Source organism: Actinoplanes sp. NPDC000266, from assembly GCF_042899005.1.
Classification (GTDB): domain Bacteria; phylum Actinomycetota; class Actinomycetes; order Mycobacteriales; family Micromonosporaceae; genus Actinoplanes.
This window is the reverse complement of the sequence record NZ_JBIAZI010000004.1, coordinates 427,529-443,436: the sequence shown is the minus strand read 5'-3', so window position 1 is coordinate 443,436 and position 15,908 is coordinate 427,529. Positions and strand designations below refer to the sequence as shown.

Below are 15,908 nucleotides of genomic sequence, written 5' to 3'. Positions count from 1 at the left end.
ACAGCAAGGAACTGGGGGAGCGTGAGACATGACCGCAATCGCTATGGCGGAGCAGGAGCGGCGTCAGACCGTGTCCGTCCTCTTCATCGACATCGTGGGCTTCACCTCGTTGATCGACGACCTGGACTGCGCGGTGGTCCGTGCGTTGCAGCGCGACTACTTCGGGATCGTCAGCGAGGTGGTCCGCTCCGGCGGAGGAGTGGTGGAGAAATACGTGGGGGACGCGGTCATGGCGGTGTTCGGCACCGACGAGACCGGGTTCGGCCCGGAGGCGGCCGCCGCGGCGGTACGGGTGGGCCTGTCGGTCCAGGAGGCGTTGAGGGGGCAGCTCCTGGCCGGCAGGTTCGCTGTGCGGACGCGGGTGGGCATCGCCACCGGTGACGTGATCGTGGACGTCGCGGCGACCCGGGACTTCGGGCACGGCATGATCAGCGGCAGTGTGGTGAGCACGGCCGCCCGGTTGCAGGCGTACGCGCCGCACGACACTGTGGTGGTGTGCTCGTCGACCCGGGAGGCGTCCGACGAGCTCATCGCGTACCAGGAGCTGCCACCCGTCCGGGTGGCCGGCAAGCCGTACCCGCTGGACCTGTTCCGCGCCTTGGAGCCGCAAGGGGTGCTCTGCGTGGCGTAGGTCACCCCGCGTTACCTTTGTCGGTATCGTCCGGTTCTTCGGTGGGCCGGTACCGGCTCGGTTGGCGGGAAGTGTCGGAGGCTCCCGGTAGGCTCGCCGCGACCTGACCACCCACCAAGGCCGATCGGGAGTGCCACCTCGTGACCGCGGAGATCCTGTACGGGGCCGATGACCTCACGCACCTGGAGGGGCTGGACGCCGTCCGGAAGCGTCCGGGCATGTACATCGGCTCCACCGACAGCCGGGGCGTCAACCACCTCGCCAACGAGATCATCGACAACTGCACGGACGAGGGCGTGGCCGGCCATGCCACCAAAGTGGCCGTCACGCTCCACGCCGACGGCTCGGTGCAGGTCGAGGACGACGGCCGGGGCATCCCGACCGACGTCAACGCCAAGTCCGGGCTCAACGGCGTCGAGCTGGTGCTGACCCGGCTGCACGCCGGCGGCAAGTTCGGCGGCGCCGGCTACAAGACCTCCGGCGGACTGCACGGCGTCGGCGCGTCCGCGGTCAACGCGCTCTCGCTCCGCTACGACGTGCAGGTCAAGCGGGACGGCAAGGTCCACGAGATCTCGTTCCAGCGCGGGGTGCCCGGCTCGTTCGACGGTCCCGGCCCGCAGGCCAAGTTCCACCCCGAGTCGGGCCTGCGCATCGTCCGGCGGATGAAACGCGGCGAGCCCAGCGGCACGACCACCCGTTACTGGTACGACGCCCGCTACTTCGAGGCCGGGGCCAGGCTCGACGCCGACGTGGTCCGCGCCAAGCTGCGCAACACGGCGTTCCTCGTCCCCGGCGTGATGTACACGTTGCGCGACGAGACGGGCGAGGAGCCGACCACCGAGACGTTCCACTTCCCGCGCGGGCTCACCGACATGGTCGAGTTCCTCACCCACGCGGGCGACAAGCCGGTCTCGGGCATGCTCCTGGTCAACGGCGAGGGGACGTACAAGGAGAACGCGGCCGACGCGAACGGCGTCATGCAGTCGAACGTGGTGCGCCGGGCCGAGGTCGAGATCGCCTTCCGCTGGGGCACCGGATACGACCGCACGGTCGAGAGCTTCACCAACACGATCCGCAACGTGCACGGCGGTACCCACCGCAAGGGCTTCGAGCGGGCCCTGGTCCGCGCGCTGGGCGAGGCCATCCGCAACACCCGCGGGCTGCTCAAGCCCAAGGAGGAGGTGCCGGTCCTCGACGACATCCTCGAGGGCATGACGGCGGTCATCCACGTGCGGGTGCCCGAGCCGCAGTTCACCTCGCAGACCAAGGACGAGCTGTCCACGGCCGGCGTCACCCGTGTGCTCCAGGGCCTGGTCGAGGCCCACCTCAAAGGCTGGATCGACGACCGCAAGACCAAGGCCGAGGCCCGTACGGTCCTGCAGAAGATCGTCGACGCGGCCCGGGTGCGTCTCACGCAGAAGCAGCAGAAGGACGCGGCCCGCCGCAAGACCGCGCTCGAGGGCGCGTCCATGCCGCCCAAGCTGGTCGACTGCCGGGCCACCGGCATCGCCCGCAGCGAGCTCTACATCGTCGAGGGTGACAGCGCGCTCGGCACGGCCCGGATGGCCCGCAGCTCGGAATACCAGGCGCTGCTGCCCATCCGCGGCAAGATCCTGAACGTCCAGAAGGCCTCGCTCCAGCAGGTGCTCGACAACACCGAGTGCTCGGCGATCGTGCAGGTGCTGGGCGCGGGCTCGGGGCGCACCTTCGAGATGAGCGCGATGCGCTACGGCCGCGTCATGATCATGGCGGACGCCGACGTCGACGGCTCGCACATCCGGACGCTGCTGATCACCCTGTTCGCGAAATACATGCGCCCGGTGATCGAGCAGGGCCGGCTCTTCGCCGCCATGCCCCCGCTGCACAAGGTGGTCACCAAGGGCCGCAACTCCGAGACGATCTTCACGTACACCCAGCAGGAGATGGACACCACGGTCGCCCGCATCGAGCGCGGCGGCGGCTCGGTACACAAGCCGGTGAGCCGGTTCAAGGGCCTCGGCGAGATGGACGCCGACGAGCTGTGGGACACCACGATGAACCCGGCCACCCGCACCGTCCGCCGCATCACGCTGGACGACGCCGAGCGGGCCGAGGCCACCCTCGAGCTGCTGATGGGTGAGCGGGTCGAACCCCGGAAGAACTGGCTGATCGAGGCGGCGGGCCGCATCGACCAAGAGACGATCGACGCCTGAGAGGCCCTGTCAAAATGGCACGCCGCAAGAACACCGACAACCGCGTCGACCTGTCCGCGTTCGACCAGGCCGGCGCCCGCGTCATCGACAATCCGCTCACGACCGAGGTCGAGGACTCCTACCTGGAGTACGCCTACTCGGTCATCCACTCGCGGGCGCTGCCGGACGCGCGGGACGGCCTCAAGCCGGTCCACCGCCGCATCCTGTGGTCGATGTCCGAGCAGGGCCATCGGCCCGACCGGGGGTACGTCAAGTCGGCCCGCGTGGTCGGCGACGTCATGGGTAAGTACCACCCGCACGGCGACGTGGCGATCTACGACGCCCTGGTCCGGCTGGCACAGGACTTCTCTCTCAACGCGCCGCTGATCGACGGGCACGGCAACTTCGGCTCGCCCGACGACGGCCCGGCCGCGTCGCGGTACACCGAGGCGCGCATGTCCCGCGAGGCGATGCTGCTGGTCGGTGAGATCGGCGAGGGCACCGTCGACTTCAAGCCGACGTACGACGGCAGCGACGTCGAGCCCAAGGTGCTGCCCGCCGCGTTCCCCAACCTACTGGTCAACGGCACGTCCGGCATCGCGGTCGGCATGGCCACGAACATGATCCCGCACAACCTGGGCGAGGTCGTCGGGGCGGCCCGCCACCTGATCACCCACCCGGACGCCGGCCTCGACGAGCTGATGCGCTTCGTGCCCGGTCCCGACCTGCCCACCGGCGGTCAGCTGCTCGGCCTCGACGAGGTGCGCCGGGCCTACGAGACGGGCCGCGGCGTGGTCCGCATGCGGGCCAAGGCGCAGACCGGGCTGCTCGAGGGCGGCCGGGGGCGGCAGGCCATCACGGTGACCGAGCTGCCGTACGGCGTCGGCACCGAGAAGATCATCGAGGCCATCACCGACGAGGTGAAGGGCAAGATGATCACCTCGGGTCCCAAGCGCGGCCAGCGCCAGGCGGCCCGGCTCCAGGGCATCGCCGACGTCAAGGACCTCACCGACCGCGAGCACGGCACCCGGCTCGTCATCGAGTGCAAGGTCGGCGTCAACCCGCAGGCGCTGCTGGCCGACCTCTACCGTCTGACCCCGCTCGAGACGTCGTTCGGCATCAACAACCTGGTGCTGGTCGACGGCCAGCCGCAGACACTGGGCCTCAAGGCGCTGCTCGAGGTATTCGTGCAGCACCGCTACGACGTGGTCACCCGCCGCACGACCTATCGGCGCACCAAGCGCCAGGACCGGCTCCACCTGGTCGACGGCCTGCTCATCGCCCTGATCGACATCGACCGGGTGGTGGCCATCATCCGGGGCAGCGACGACGCGGCCGCGGCCAAGGCGTCGCTGATGAGCGAGTTCTCGCTCTCCGACATCCAGGCGACGTACATCCTGGACACCCCGCTGCGGCGGCTCACCCGTTTCGACCGCATCGAGCTCGAGACCGAGCAGGAGAAGTTGCGGGCCGAGATCGCCGAGCTGTCCCGCATCCTCGACAACGAGGACGTGCTGAAGCAGGTCGTCTCCGACGAGCTGGCCGAGGTGACCAGCGCGTTCGGCGCGCCCCGGCGCACCACGCTGATCGGCGGCGACCTCAAGGAGGTGCTGGCGGCATCGGTGCCGGCCGGTCCGCTCGAGGTGGCCGACGACCCGTGCCAGGTGATCCTGTCGGCCACCGGGCTGATCGCGCGGACCGCGGCCGAGAGCGAGGAGGCGACCGAGGGGCGCCGTCGTTCGGGCCGGGTCAAACACGATGCCGTACGGGCGGTGGTGCACTCGACCGCACGCGGGCGCATCCTGCTGATCACCAGCAAGGGCCGGGCCTTCAAGACCGATGTGCTGCCGCTGCCGGTGCTGCCCGAGCAGGTCGGCACGGTCTCCCTGCGGGGCGGCGTGTCGGCGTCCGAGCTGGTCCCGCTGGAGAAGGGCGAACGGGTGGTCGGCCTGGCGCCCCTGGTGGGCGAGGGCATCGGCGTCGCCATGGGCACCCGGCAGGGCGTGGTCAAGGTGGCCGCCCCCGAGTGGCCGGTGCGCTCCGACGAGTTCGAGGTGATGACCCTCAAGGAGGGCGACGAGATCCTCCAGGCCACGTGGATCACCGATCCGGCCGTGTGGCTGACGTTCGTCACCTCCGACGCGTCGCTGCTGAAGTTCCAGGCCAAGAACGTACGGCCGCAGGGCCTCAAGGGCGGCGGCATGGCCGGCATCACGGTGTCGTCGGGGTCCGAGGTCATCGGCTTCAACGCCGTGTCGACCACCGACGACGTCCACGGCGAGCCGATGGTCGTCACCTCGACCGGCACCCAGGTCAAGGTCTCGCCGTTCGCCTCGTACCCGGGCAAGGGCCGGGCGACCGGCGGCGTGCGGGTGCAGCGATTCCTCAAGGGCGAGACCCGGCTCGAGGTGGCCTGGGTCGGCCCGCGCCCGGTCGGCGCCAGCAAGACCGGCGACCCGATCGAGCTGCCCGACCCGGACGCGCGCCGCGACGGCTCGGGCGAGGCCGTCCTGATGGGGCCGCAGATCATCGGCCACCTGATCGAGCGGGGCTAGTTTCAGGGCAGCCGGCGCCGGGCGGCGAAGCCGAGATCACCGCGGTGGTACCACGTGATCCCGGTTTCGCCCTCCAGCCAGCACAGATCGACCGGCACCCCGTCGAGGTCGGACGGGAAGTCGACCAGCAGCGGGGCCAGGCTCTTGAGCACGGCCCCGGTCTGCTGGATCTCGGTCATCAGCTCGTCGAGGCGGGCGGTGGCCGCCTTCCACTCCGGCAGGCCGCGCCCGCCGGCGTTCACGACCGCGCCCGCCTCGGCGGCATCGGCGCGCACCATCACGATCTCGTCGAGGACGGGGCGCAGCCGGTCGAGCTCGGCGCGCGCCTCGGTCAAGGTGAACAGGCCCATGGTGACAAGCATGTCTTATCGACACAGGTCGCTATCAAGTCCCTAAAGGATCGTTGATCGTCAATCAACAGTTCCTTTCTAGCGTGATGTCCATGCAGATCAGACGGCACCTCCCCGTCGCGGTTCTCACCGGAACCGCGCTCGCTCTCTCCGTCACCGCGCCCGCGTTCGCCGCCTTCCGCGAGGCCACCGGCGCGGTCCTGAATGCCGGCAGGCCACCGCGGTCGCCGGCACCTATCTGGTCACGGTGAAATCCGACGTCGACGCGGCCCGCGCCTCCACGATCACCCGCCGCTACGGCGGCACCGTCACCCGGGTGTTCGGGCACGCGATCGAGGGCTACACCGCGCGTCTCACCGCTCGGCAGGCGGCCCGGCTCGCCGCCGATCCGGCGGTGGCCGCCGTCGAAGCCGACCAGACCGTGCGGATCGCCGACACGCAGAGCTCGGCGCCGTGGGGTCTCGACCGCAGCGACCAGCGCAACCTGCCGCTGAGCACGACGTACACGTACGGGCCGAGCAGCGGCGTCACGGTCTACGTGGTCGACACCGGCATCACGGTCGGCCACCAGGACTTCGGCGGGCGGGCGGCCTACGGTTACGACGCGGTCGACGGCGACAACGTGGCGCAGGACGGCAACGGCCACGGCACGTTCGTCGCGGGTGTGGCGGTGGGCACGACGTACGGCATCGCCAAGAGCGCGAACGTCGTCGGCGTCCGCGTCCTCGACAACAACGGCTCGGGCACGACGGCCGGTGTCATCGCCGGCATCGACTGGGTCACCGCGAACGCCGTCCGCGGCCGCTCGGTGGCCAACCTGAGCCTGGGCGGCGGCGCGAGCAGCACCCTGGACGCGGCCGTACGCCGCTCGATCACCGCGGGCATCCCGTACGCGATCGCGGCCGGCAACTCGGGCGTCAACGCCGGCTCGACGTCACCGGCCCGGGTCACCGAGGCGCTGACCGTGGGCGCCACCGATCGCACCGACACGCGGGCGTCGTGGTCGAACTACGGCTCGGTGCTGGATCTGTTCGCCCCCGGCGTCTCGATCACCTCGGCCTGGCGCACGAGCAACACCGCGACGTACACGGGCAGTGGCACCTCGTTCTCGTCCCCGCACGTGGCCGGCGCGGCCGCGCTCTACCTGGCGGGCCACCCCGGCGCCTCGGTCGCCACGGTCAACGCCGCCATCGTCGCCAACGCCACCACGGGCGTGGTCAAGAGCCCCGGCTCCGGCTCCCCGAACCGCCTCCTTTACACCACCGGCCTTTGATCTCCGACTCGATGGGCGGCCCGGCTCCGGTGATCCCGGGCCGGGCCGCCCGGCGTCACAGCGGTACGAGCCGCCACCGCTCCGCGAGCGGAAAACGGCCGGGCAGACCGGCGAGCAGGTCGATCATGCGGGCGGCCGAACCGCCGTACAGATAAAGGGCCGTCTCGGCCGGGCCCTCCCAATAGGACTGCAGATCGCCCTCGTCGCCGATCGCCTCGATGACGGCGCCGACCAGGTCGTTGATGTCGTTGGCCTGGTAGACCTCGGCGGGCAGATCGGTGCCGTTCAGATAGACGCCGAGACCCTCGGTCACCCCGAAGAACACCGGCTCGGCGTCGTCGAGCTGCGCTTTCGACCCCTGGGGGGCGCCGGCCGCCTCCAGCGTGCCGATCACCAGCGTCAGGGCGGCGGCCGCGTCACCCGCGACCGTGAGATCGATGTCGCTCGAGGCCGGCTCGCGCTCCGCGGTCAGCAGCGTGCCACCGCCGTCGATCACGCATCCGGGCATCTTGGCCTTGAGAACCTCCTGCAACGGATCTTCATAACGATCCCCACGATCAAGCGGCCGCAGCCGCGCGTTCAGCGTGATCAATAAGCGACGCGACATGAGCAGACGCTAGCGAGGAGGTCCGACGTTTTTCGGCTGTACGCAGGGGCCGGATCCCGAGCGCAACCGCGGTGGCCCCCACTGCGATAGGCGGCCGGGTGGGTGGTGACTCTCCACGGTCCGCCGCCGGGCTGTCGTTCTTCCCACGTTTCCGGTCGTCTTCGGGCTCGGGGGAAGCGCGCGGCACGAACGGGTGCCTACGGTCAGGGCTTCGGCGAAGGAGGAACCGATGACTGTCCTCGGGTTGGTGGCGGCCGCGCTCGTCCTCGCTGTGCCGGTGGGGGCGGTCCCGCCGGGCGACGGTGGGCGGCGGCCGGTGCCGGTCATCTACGACAGCGACATGGACTTCGATGATGTGTCGACGCTGGCCTACCTGTGCGAGGAGCACAAACGGGGGCGGGTGGACCTGCGGGCGGTGACCGTGGCCAACAACGGATTCGGGGTGCCGGCGCGGACGTTGCGGCATGCCCGCAGTGTGCTGGAGCAGTGCGGGCTGCCACGGGTGCCGGTGGCGGCGGGCGCGGACGGGCAGGGGGTTCATCCGGCGCCGGCGGAGCTCGTGGCGACCATCGAGACGGTGCTCAGTGGCGCGCTCGGTGATGCGGCGCTCCCTCCGTACACAAGCGAACTGACCGCGACCGAACTGATCAGCCGGACCCTGCGGAGCTCCGCGCGCAGGGTCACGATTCTGGCGACGGGGCCGCTGACCAACGTGGCGGCGGCCGGGGGCGCCGCGCGGATCGTGATCATGGGTGGGGCGCTGCGGGTGCCGGGGAACCTCTACGGGTCGGCGCTGCCCGGGTTCGACAACTCGCAGGAGTTCAACATGTGGATGGACCCGGTGTCGGCCCGGAAGGTTCTGGCCCGGCCCGGAGGTGTACGGATGGTGCCGCTCGACGCGACGGCGGCGGTTCCGATCACCCAGGAGTTCGTGGCGCGGCTCGGCGCCGATCAGCGCGCGCCGGGTGCGCGGCTGGTCCACGCGATCGCCACGCAACCCGAGATGAAGGCGCTGATCGATCTCGGGATCATGTACTGGTGGGACGCGCTGGCGGCGGTCTCGATGGTGCACGAGGGCATCGCCGGCTTCGCGCCCGAGCGGGTCGACGTGGTGCGGGAAGGGGTGCAGTCCGGTCGTACGGTCATCGTGCCGGGCGGTTACCGGGTGGAGGCGGCCTCGGGGGCGGACACGGGGGCGTTCGAGCGGCGGTTCCTCGACTCGCTGAACGGACGGTAGGTTCTCCGGTGAGATGCGTAGCCACCGGTCGAGTCTCGGGACCCTGCTGCACCACGTGCATGTGAGCGGGCCGCTGTCGCGTGCCGAGCTGGCCGAGCGGATGGGCGTCAACCGCAGCACGGTGCTGGCGCTGACCGCCGAACTGGCCGCGGCCGGCCTGGTCCGCGAGGAACAACCGACCGGCGTGACCCGGGCGGGCCGCCCGTCGCTGGTGGTGCGGCCCGAGTCCGAGCGGGTCTTCGTGATCGCCTTCGACGTCGCGGTCGACCGCCTGACGGCGGCCCGGGTCGGTCTGGGCGGCCAGATCCTGGACAGGCGCTCGGCGGCCCGGTCGCGGGCGGGGGCCGACCTGGAGACGGTGGTCGGGCGGCTGGCCGGGCTGGGCCGGGAGCTGATCGGCGCCGCGCCGCCCCGATCGGTGTGCGCCGGAGTGGGCGCGGCGTACTGCGGGATGATCCGCCCCGGCGACGGCATGGTCCGCTACGGCCCGGAGATGGGCTGGGTGGACCAGGCGTTCGGGGCCGAGCTGGCCCGGGCCCTGGGCCTGGGACTGCCGGTGGCGGTGGGCAACGAGGCGCACCTGGGTGCGCTGGCCGAGTTCGAGCGCGGCGCCGGCCGGGGCTCACCCGACCTGGTCTACCTGCACGGCGACGTCGGCGTGGGAGGAGGCATCCTGGTCGGCGGCAAACTGCTGGGCGGCGACGGAGGCTACGGCTGCGAGGTCGGCCACATGCTGGTGAACCCGGCCGGGGGCCGCCCGTGCCTGTGCGGTTCCCGGGGTTGCTTGGAGGCCGAAACGGGCGAGTACGCGTTACTGGACGCGGCCGGCCGCTCCGGCACCGGCCGCTCCGGCACCGGCCGCTCCGGCACCGGCCGCTCCGGCACCGGCCGCTCCGACATCGGGCGGGAGGCGGTGCGGGCCGTGGTCCGGGACGCGGCCGGCGGCGATCGGGACGCGGCGGCCGCCGTGGCGGAGATCGGCGACTGGCTGGGCATCGGGGTCGCCAATCTGATCAACCTGTTCAACCCGGCGGTCGTCATCTTCGGCGGCATGCTGCGTGACGTCTACGGAGCGGCGGCGCCCCACGTGTCGGCCCGGATGGCCCAGCACGCCATGCCGGTCTCCCGCGAACGCGCGAAGCTGCGACTCTCCGAACTGGCCGACGACGCCACCTTGATCGGCGCGGCCGACCTCGGCTTCGCGGCCCTGCTGAACGATCCGCTGAACCCGGCCCGGCCCACCGGCCGGCTCACAGCCGCAAGCCGCCCCTGACCCGGTCCGCTCGGCCGGGGTCGGCCGCTACCGGTTCGTGGGGAGACGGCGTTGTGGGGCGGGTTCGGGTTCGCTGGGTCAGGAAGACGCAGGCCAGGACGATGGCGGCGGCGGCGATCGAGGCCGGGCTCACCGACTCGCCCAGGAGGAGGGCCGACCAGGCCAGTGTCAGCACCGGCTGGGCCAGCTGGATCTGGCCCACCCGGGCTATGCCGCCCTGGGCCAGGCCGGCGTACCAGGCGAAGAAGCCCAGGAACATGGAGACCGCGGTCAGGTACGCGAACGACGACCAGGCGCCCGGGCCGGCATACGGGGGAGCGGCCACGGCGGCGGCGATCGTCACCGGGACCGTCACCGGCAGGGCGAGGAGCAGGGCCCAGCAGATCGTCCGGGCGCCGCCCAGGCTCCGGGCCAGGACACCGCCCTCGGCGTAGCCCAGGCCGCACAGGACGACGGCGGCCAGCAGGAACAGGTCGGCCAGGCTGAGGGCGCCGCTGACGGCTCCCGTCGTGACCAGGAAGGCGACCACGGCCAGGAGGCCGGCCGAGCTCGCGGCCCAGAACGCCGCCGGTGGGCGCTCGCCGGCGCGCAGCACCGCGAAGACGGCCGTCATCGCGGGCAGCACGGTGATCACCACGGCGCCGTGGGCCGACGTCTGCGTGGTCAGGGCCAGCGACGTGAACAGCGGGAAACCCACGACCACGCCCAGCGCCACGATCGACAGGCGGCGCCACTGGTCGCGGGTGGGGCGCGGGGCCCGTGTCAGGAACAGGTAGGCCCCGGCCAGGGCGGCCGCGCCGACGGCCCGGCCGAAGGCGACGAACCACGGGTCGATCTGCTGCACGGCGACCCGGGTCATGGGCAGCGACAGGCTGAAGGCCAGCACGCCGACGGCGCCCAGCGCGAAGCCCGCCGTTATCGATCCCGAGGCAGTAGCGCTACTGTTGTCTTTCATGAATGACGGTAACGCAGCCGATCGTGTTATCCAAGATCTGCGTCGGCGGGCGCGGGGCATGGAGGTCGGCGCGCGGTTGCCGTCGGTGCGGGAGCTGACCGCCCGGCATCAGGCGTCGCCGGTCACCGTGGCCGAGGCGATCCGGCGCCTGGTGGCGGAAGGCCTGGTCGAGACCCGGTCGGGGCGCGGCACCTTCGTGGCGCCCCGGCTCACGACGGAAACGCCGCCCGATCTGTCCTGGCAGACGGTCGCGCTCGGGCCCCGGCCGTCCGGCGAGAGTGAGATGCAGGCGTTACTGGCGTTACCGCCGGCGGGTGCGATCCCGCTCACCGGTGGCTATCTCGACGCCGACCTTCAGCCGGCGGCGGCGCTGGGCGCGGCGCTGGCCCGGGCGGCGCGGCAGCCCGCGAGCTGGCAGCGTGGCCCGGTCGAGGGGCGTGCGGACCTGCGGGACTGGTTCGCCCGTCAGGCCGGCGGCGGTCTGCGCGCGGCCGACATGGTGATCTGCCCGGGCGGTCAGGCCGCGCTGTCCACCGCCTTCCGCGCGCTGGCCGCGCCCGGCGACACCGTGCTGGTCGAGTCGCCGACCTACCTCGGCGCGCTGGCCGCTGCCCGGGCGCGCGGTCTGCGGGTGGTTCCGGTTCCGGCCGACCCCTCGGGTGTACGACCGGAGCACCTCGCCGCCGCGTTCAGCCGCACCGGGGCACGGCTCTTCTATTGCCAGCCGCTGTACGCGAATCCGACCGGCGCCACCCTGTCGGCCGGCCGCCGGGCCGAGGTGGCCGCCGCCGTCCGCGACGCCGGGGCTTTCCTGATCGAGGACGACTACGCCCGCGACCTGACCATCGACGGCGAGCCGCCACGCCCGCTGGTGGCCGACGACCCCGACGGCCACGTGGTCTACGTGCGCTCGCTGACCAAGTCGGCCGCCCCCGGCCTGCGCGTCGCCGCGATCGGCGCCCGCGGCCCGGCCGGCGCCCGGCTGCGGGCGGCCCGCCTGCTCGACGACTTCTTCGTGGCCGGCCCCCTGCAGCAGGCCACTGTGGAGCTGGTCACCGCGCCGTCGTGGGCCCGGCATCTGCGCACGTTGCGGACGGCGCTCGCGGCCCGGCGCGGCGCGTTGCTGACCGCGCTCGGCCGCCATCTGCCGAGCATGGTGCCGTCGATCGTCCCGCGCGGTGGCCTGCATCTGTGGGTGGCGCTCCCGGACGGCGCCGACGACATCGCCACGACCACCGCGGCCGCCGCCTCCGGAGTGACCGTCTTCCCCGGCCGTCCCTGGTATGCGGCCGAGCCCCCGGGCCCGTACCTGCGCCTGACCTACGCCGCCGCTCCCGCCGATCAGATCGATGAGGCCGTACGTCGCCTGTCCATGACCATGGTTTGAGGCGCGCCCCCGCCCCCGCTCGGCCGGACGGGCGGGGCTGAGGGCCGTTCGGTTCGAAAGCCGGGGTCCGGCCGTTGCCGCTGTCCGATATGTGCGTTTATCGGGGGAGGTAGCGAGCTGACGGGGGTGTGGGCAATGGAGCGCAGACGATTCCTGGCCGGGGTGGCCGTGGTCGGTGCCGGGGTGCTGGTTCCGGGTGGGGTGGCCGAGGCGGCGTACGGCAATGAGCCGGTTGTTCTCTACTCCGAAGGCGGCGGTTTCGTGCCGGCCGGGTATGACCAGATCCGGCCGCCTCAGTTCGTGGTCTACCAGGACGGCACGGCGATCGTCGACGCGGAACGGCGGCTCCGGCTGCGCCCGAGTGAGACCGGCGAGCTTCTGCGGCACTCGGCGCGCGTGCTGCGTGACCCGGCCAACGGCAAGCTGCTGCTCGGGCCCGGCGACCCGCAGATCGCGGACGCGCCCACCAGCCACTTCGAAACCCGGTGGCGTGGCCGCACGCTGCGGCTGGACGCCTACGCGTTCACCGCCTACCGGCAGCATCGCGGGTACGCGGCGGCGACGTACGAGCTCTACGACGATCTCATGGCCTGCCGCGCCCGTGTCCGCAAGCGCGGCGCGGCCTACCGGCCGGACGCCGTCCGGATGGTCGCCATTCTGGCCGGTGGCGGGCCGGTCGCCGAGACGCAGCCGTGGCCGGCCGATGTCACGCCGCCCGCGTTCCCCAAGGATACGTGGTGGAACAGCCGGAACGTGCGTGGCCGTCAGGCGCGGGCCGTTGTCCGGGCGCTGCCCCGCAAGGACGTGTGGGACTGGCGCTCGTACCGGCTGCCGGACGACCGCGTGGTCAGCGTGACCTGGCGTCACCTGCTGCCTCACGAATAGACACATCCCATTCGTTGACTTCGATTCCCCGTGATGGTTGCCTATTGGCGCCGATCGATATGGTGCGGTCACGGGGGACTGCGCATCTCGTTCATCGGCCCTGCTCCGACGCGTGCAGGGCCGGCTCTCCCCTGTCCCGCACGGCGATCGCTTCGCCAGTGTCGCAGGAACGGGGGAGAGCACAGTGGTAAGACGATGGAGAGCCCGCGGCTGGACCGCGGGGCTGATGATCGGGACGCTGGCCGTCACCGGGGCGGTCGGCGTGAGTGGCCCGGCGGCCGCCGCCCCCACGCCCGCACCGGTCGCCGGGCAGCCGGCCGGCGGGGAGTCGGGCTCGATCGACGTCACGATCAGCGACGAGGAGTACCAGGCGCTCATCGCCGAGGGCAAGAAGCGCGAGGCCGGTCTGCTGAAAACGCCCGGCGCACCCACACAGGCGGCAGTGCGGCCGGCGAGTGTCGCGGCCAGGACGGAACACCGCGAGCCGGTCAGCCTGGAGACGGCCAGCCGGCAGGCGCGGCAGATGGGCGCCCAGCATCCGAGCACCGCCAAAGCCGCGCCGCCGGCCAGAGCCGGAGCTGCCGGGCCGGTCACCAACGTTGCCCCGGCCATCGGGGACCAGCCCGATCAGGGCGCGCTCGACCAGTGCATGACCTCGGACGCCGAGAACGAGTTCGGGCATGTCCTCAACCGCTTCGTCTACTGCAAGCGGTTCGAGACGCAGGTCAACTTCTACCGCGTCGTCCAGGGCTTCCGGATCAAGATGGGCGAGACCGAGTTCACGTACGAGCTGGTCGGGCAGGGCGACGACCACGCCCGCCGGATCCGGACGTTCGCCCGGATCCAGGAGGACTCGGTCGACTACGACTGGCGGATCGGCTGGGAGCAGGTCTTCATCGCGCCGTATCTGCCGCTCTCGTTCATCATGAACTGCGTGGAGGACTTCGAGGTCTGCAACGCCACCCGCGGCCCGGTCGTCCTGCCGTTCGTCACCTGGGACAACAACACCGACTGGTTCTACTGGGACGTGTACAACTTCGCCCGTTCCGGAGTGGGCCGCGACGTCATCTCGTACAACCAGTTCTATCTCGAGTTCCAGGCTCTGGGGTACGGCGTGTCCGATCCCGGCCACAGCGCCTCCCGGCGCGTGCGGTGCGACTCGGCGACGTACATGTCACACGGCAACACCAACTATCCCGAAGCGTGCGTCTTCGCCGAGGTGATCCCGCACCTGAATTACCAGGTCGGCACCGATCACGGCTCGGTGGCGCTGCACATCGCGCTGGCACAGGACCGGCCCAACGACACCTGGCCCAAGCTGGTGCCGGAGGGCGTGCCGCCGCCGCGTGACAAGCGGATCCCGGGCAAGTACCAGCCGGGCGTGGCCGATGCGCCGGGTCTGCACCGGATCACCGCCGAGCTCCACCCGGGACAGACCAAGGACAACGAGGACCACAAGGAAGGCGCCTGCTACAAGCGCGGCACGCAGAAGGACCTCTACCTCGATACCGGCCTGCCGACACCGCCGGACACCTCGATCGAGCAGTGCGACGAATACCCGTTCGGCTCTACCCTGGAGGGCGCGGCCCACCCGGACTGGGACTTCTCCGTCATGGCGGTGCCCCAGCGGGACAACAGCGTCGCCGGTGGCATCCTGCGGGCCTGGTACACCGACGACCGCATCCTCGCGTGGGACGCGGAGCTGCCGGCGCCCGACATCACGAACGACGAGTTCTACGTCAACATCGAATGATCCGATGTGTGCCGGCCGGGCGGGAAGCCCGGCCGGCACACCGGCGGAAGGACCTCCATGGCCGTGCCCCTCGACCTGACCCAGCGTCTCGGTGAGGGCTGGTGCGTCACGGTGACGGTGCTTCGCCCGGCGCTGACGCTCGACATGATGGGCGTGGCGCGGGTGTCCGAGGTGCCGGACGGCCTGACCGTGGCCAGCCGCCGTATCCCGCAACGGCTTCCCGAGGTGATGCTCCTGGCCAAGGGAAAGGGCGAGGGGTCTCTGGTCCTGGAGGTCGAGGGCACCATCGGCTGGATCGGGGCCGATGCGGAGATGCTCGGCGAGCTGTCCGAGGCCGGGCGCGCCTGCACGATCTACCGCGACCCCAACAAGATCGAGCTGCTGGTGGCCGAGGACGGCGACGTGATCGGGGGGATGAGCGCGGTGAGCCTGCACTCGTGGGGAAGCTTCGACGAGCGCTGGACCGAAGGGCTGGACGAGACGTCGGGGACCCCGAGCCAATGCGCGGCCCTGGCCCTGGAAGCGATCACCGGCGTCGGGCTCGACGCCGGTGTGCTCGACGATCCGTGGCTCGGGGGACTGACGAAAGGGCCTACTTACTAGGTTCGGGGACGTCGCACTTGATCTTCGGGTTGACGCCCATCCAGTTGAGCGGTCCGGCCACAGTGGTGACGACGATCGTGCCGAACTCGGCGCAGCTGGTGTCGCCGGTGTCCTTGAAATAGCCGCGCTCGTAGGCGGCCACGCCGCCGAGGACGAGCCAGATGATGACGATCAGCCCGCCTATCGTTCCGAAGCGCATCGGGGCCTCCTGAGTTGTGGGGATGACCG

15 protein-coding genes are annotated in these 15,908 nt (G+C 71.4%); 11 read left to right on the top strand and 4 right to left on the bottom strand.

Annotated features, from left to right (window positions below):
• Window positions 1–28: 28 nt before the first annotated feature.
• The 3 genes from ACFY36_RS18625 to ACFY36_RS18615 all read left to right on the top strand — a co-directional run bounded on the left by ACFY36_RS18625 (window position 29) and on the right by ACFY36_RS18615 (window position 5,357).
• Window positions 29–631 carry an adenylate/guanylate cyclase domain-containing protein gene (locus ACFY36_RS18625; RefSeq protein ID WP_498654089.1) on the top strand — a complete coding sequence of 201 codons (603 nt, stop codon included), beginning with the start codon at window positions 29–31 and terminating at the stop codon, window positions 629–631.
• 140 nt (window positions 632–771) lie between these two features.
• Window positions 772–2,823, top strand: a complete 2,052-nt coding sequence (locus ACFY36_RS18620) for a DNA gyrase/topoisomerase IV subunit B (RefSeq protein ID WP_499747206.1) — start codon at window positions 772–774, stop codon at window positions 2,821–2,823.
• 14 nt (window positions 2,824–2,837) lie between these two features.
• Window positions 2,838–5,357 carry a DNA topoisomerase IV subunit A gene (locus ACFY36_RS18615; RefSeq protein WP_499747205.1) on the top strand — a complete coding sequence of 840 codons (2,520 nt, stop codon included), beginning with the start codon at window positions 2,838–2,840 and terminating at the stop codon, window positions 5,355–5,357.
• 2 nt (window positions 5,358–5,359) lie between these two features.
• On the opposite strand, the gene ACFY36_RS18610 is transcribed toward ACFY36_RS18615, so the two are convergent.
• Window positions 5,360–5,719, bottom strand: a complete 360-nt coding sequence (locus tag ACFY36_RS18610) for a DUF2203 domain-containing protein (protein WP_499747204.1) — start codon at window positions 5,717–5,719, stop codon at window positions 5,360–5,362.
• 80 nt (window positions 5,720–5,799) lie between these two features.
• Here ACFY36_RS18610 and ACFY36_RS18605 point away from each other — a divergent pair, with 80 nt between their 5' ends.
• Both ACFY36_RS18605 and ACFY36_RS18600 read left to right on the top strand, forming a co-directional pair.
• On the top strand, window positions 5,800–5,958 hold the full coding sequence (locus ACFY36_RS18605) for a hypothetical protein (RefSeq protein WP_499747203.1): 159 nt from the start codon (window positions 5,800–5,802) through the stop codon (window positions 5,956–5,958).
• The gene (locus ACFY36_RS18600) at window positions 5,955–6,980 is read left to right on the top strand and encodes a S8 family peptidase (protein ID WP_499747202.1); all 1,026 of its coding nucleotides are present in this window, start codon (window positions 5,955–5,957) and stop codon (window positions 6,978–6,980) included. The genes ACFY36_RS18605 and ACFY36_RS18600 overlap by 4 nt, the downstream gene beginning before the upstream one ends.
• 55 nt (window positions 6,981–7,035) lie before the next feature.
• Here the strand turns inward: ACFY36_RS18600 and ACFY36_RS18595 are convergent, their stop codons facing one another.
• Window positions 7,036–7,587 (bottom strand): hypothetical protein, encoded by a 552-nt coding sequence (locus ACFY36_RS18595; protein ID WP_499747201.1) that lies wholly within the window; start codon window positions 7,585–7,587, stop codon window positions 7,036–7,038.
• Between the two features lie 229 nt (window positions 7,588–7,816).
• Between ACFY36_RS18595 and ACFY36_RS18590 the strand changes: the two genes are divergently transcribed.
• Both ACFY36_RS18590 and ACFY36_RS18585 read left to right on the top strand, forming a co-directional pair.
• Window positions 7,817–8,824, top strand: coding sequence for a nucleoside hydrolase (locus ACFY36_RS18590; RefSeq protein ID WP_499747200.1), 1,008 nt, complete (start codon window positions 7,817–7,819; stop codon window positions 8,822–8,824).
• 13 nt (window positions 8,825–8,837) lie between these two features.
• A complete protein-coding gene (locus ACFY36_RS18585) occupies window positions 8,838–10,097 on the top strand; it encodes an ROK family protein (protein WP_499747199.1) in 1,260 nt (419 codons plus the stop codon).
• Here the strand turns inward: ACFY36_RS18585 and ACFY36_RS18580 are convergent.
• Window positions 10,075–11,052 carry a DMT family transporter gene (locus tag ACFY36_RS18580; RefSeq protein ID WP_499747198.1) on the bottom strand — a complete coding sequence of 326 codons (978 nt, stop codon included), beginning with the start codon at window positions 11,050–11,052 and terminating at the stop codon, window positions 10,075–10,077. The two genes, ACFY36_RS18585 and ACFY36_RS18580, sit on opposite strands and share 23 nt — an antisense overlap.
• Here ACFY36_RS18580 and ACFY36_RS18575 point away from each other — a divergent pair.
• From ACFY36_RS18575 to ACFY36_RS18560, 4 genes are all read left to right on the top strand, one after another.
• Complete coding sequence (locus ACFY36_RS18575) at window positions 11,051–12,439, top strand: aminotransferase-like domain-containing protein (protein WP_499747197.1); 1,389 nt, start codon at window positions 11,051–11,053, stop codon at window positions 12,437–12,439. The two genes, ACFY36_RS18580 and ACFY36_RS18575, sit on opposite strands and share 2 nt — an antisense overlap.
• A 135-nt stretch (window positions 12,440–12,574) precedes the next feature.
• Window positions 12,575–13,324 carry a hypothetical protein gene (locus ACFY36_RS18570; protein WP_499747196.1) on the top strand — a complete coding sequence of 250 codons (750 nt, stop codon included), beginning with the start codon at window positions 12,575–12,577 and terminating at the stop codon, window positions 13,322–13,324.
• A 226-nt stretch (window positions 13,325–13,550) separates the two neighbouring features.
• Complete coding sequence (locus ACFY36_RS18565; RefSeq protein ID WP_499747195.1) at window positions 13,551–15,077, top strand: NucA/NucB deoxyribonuclease domain-containing protein; 1,527 nt, start codon at window positions 13,551–13,553, stop codon at window positions 15,075–15,077.
• Window positions 15,078–15,134: 57 nt separating this feature from the next.
• Window positions 15,135–15,680, top strand: a complete 546-nt coding sequence (locus ACFY36_RS18560; protein ID WP_499747194.1) for a hypothetical protein — start codon at window positions 15,135–15,137, stop codon at window positions 15,678–15,680.
• On the opposite strand, the gene ACFY36_RS18555 is transcribed toward ACFY36_RS18560, so the two are convergent.
• The gene (locus ACFY36_RS18555; RefSeq protein ID WP_499747193.1) at window positions 15,670–15,879 is read right to left on the bottom strand and encodes a hypothetical protein; all 210 of its coding nucleotides are present in this window, start codon (window positions 15,877–15,879) and stop codon (window positions 15,670–15,672) included. The two genes, ACFY36_RS18560 and ACFY36_RS18555, sit on opposite strands and share 11 nt — an antisense overlap.
• Window positions 15,880–15,908 lie beyond the last annotated feature (29 nt).

Coding starts and splice junctions, on each gene's coding strand:
- ACFY36_RS18610 (WP_499747204.1), bottom strand. CDS start 5,719: ATGCTTGTCACCATGGGCCTGTTCACCTTGACCGAGGCGCGCGCCGAG.
- ACFY36_RS18565 (WP_499747195.1), top strand. CDS start 13,551: ATGATCGGGACGCTGGCCGTCACCGGGGCGGTCGGCGTGAGTGGCCCG.
- ACFY36_RS18560 (WP_499747194.1), top strand. CDS start 15,135: ATGGCCGTGCCCCTCGACCTGACCCAGCGTCTCGGTGAGGGCTGGTGC.
- ACFY36_RS18590 (WP_499747200.1), top strand. CDS start 7,817: ATGACTGTCCTCGGGTTGGTGGCGGCCGCGCTCGTCCTCGCTGTGCCG.
- ACFY36_RS18615 (WP_499747205.1), top strand. CDS start 2,838: ATGGCACGCCGCAAGAACACCGACAACCGCGTCGACCTGTCCGCGTTC.
- ACFY36_RS18625 (WP_498654089.1), top strand. CDS start 29: ATGACCGCAATCGCTATGGCGGAGCAGGAGCGGCGTCAGACCGTGTCC.
- ACFY36_RS18570 (WP_499747196.1), top strand. CDS start 12,575: ATGGAGCGCAGACGATTCCTGGCCGGGGTGGCCGTGGTCGGTGCCGGG.
- ACFY36_RS18595 (WP_499747201.1), bottom strand. CDS start 7,587: ATGTCGCGTCGCTTATTGATCACGCTGAACGCGCGGCTGCGGCCGCTT.
- ACFY36_RS18555 (WP_499747193.1), bottom strand. CDS start 15,879: ATGCGCTTCGGAACGATAGGCGGGCTGATCGTCATCATCTGGCTCGTC.
- ACFY36_RS18585 (WP_499747199.1), top strand. CDS start 8,838: ATGCGTAGCCACCGGTCGAGTCTCGGGACCCTGCTGCACCACGTGCAT.
- ACFY36_RS18605 (WP_499747203.1), top strand. CDS start 5,800: ATGCAGATCAGACGGCACCTCCCCGTCGCGGTTCTCACCGGAACCGCG.
- ACFY36_RS18575 (WP_499747197.1), top strand. CDS start 11,051: ATGAATGACGGTAACGCAGCCGATCGTGTTATCCAAGATCTGCGTCGG.
- ACFY36_RS18580 (WP_499747198.1), bottom strand. CDS start 11,052: ATGAAAGACAACAGTAGCGCTACTGCCTCGGGATCGATAACGGCGGGC.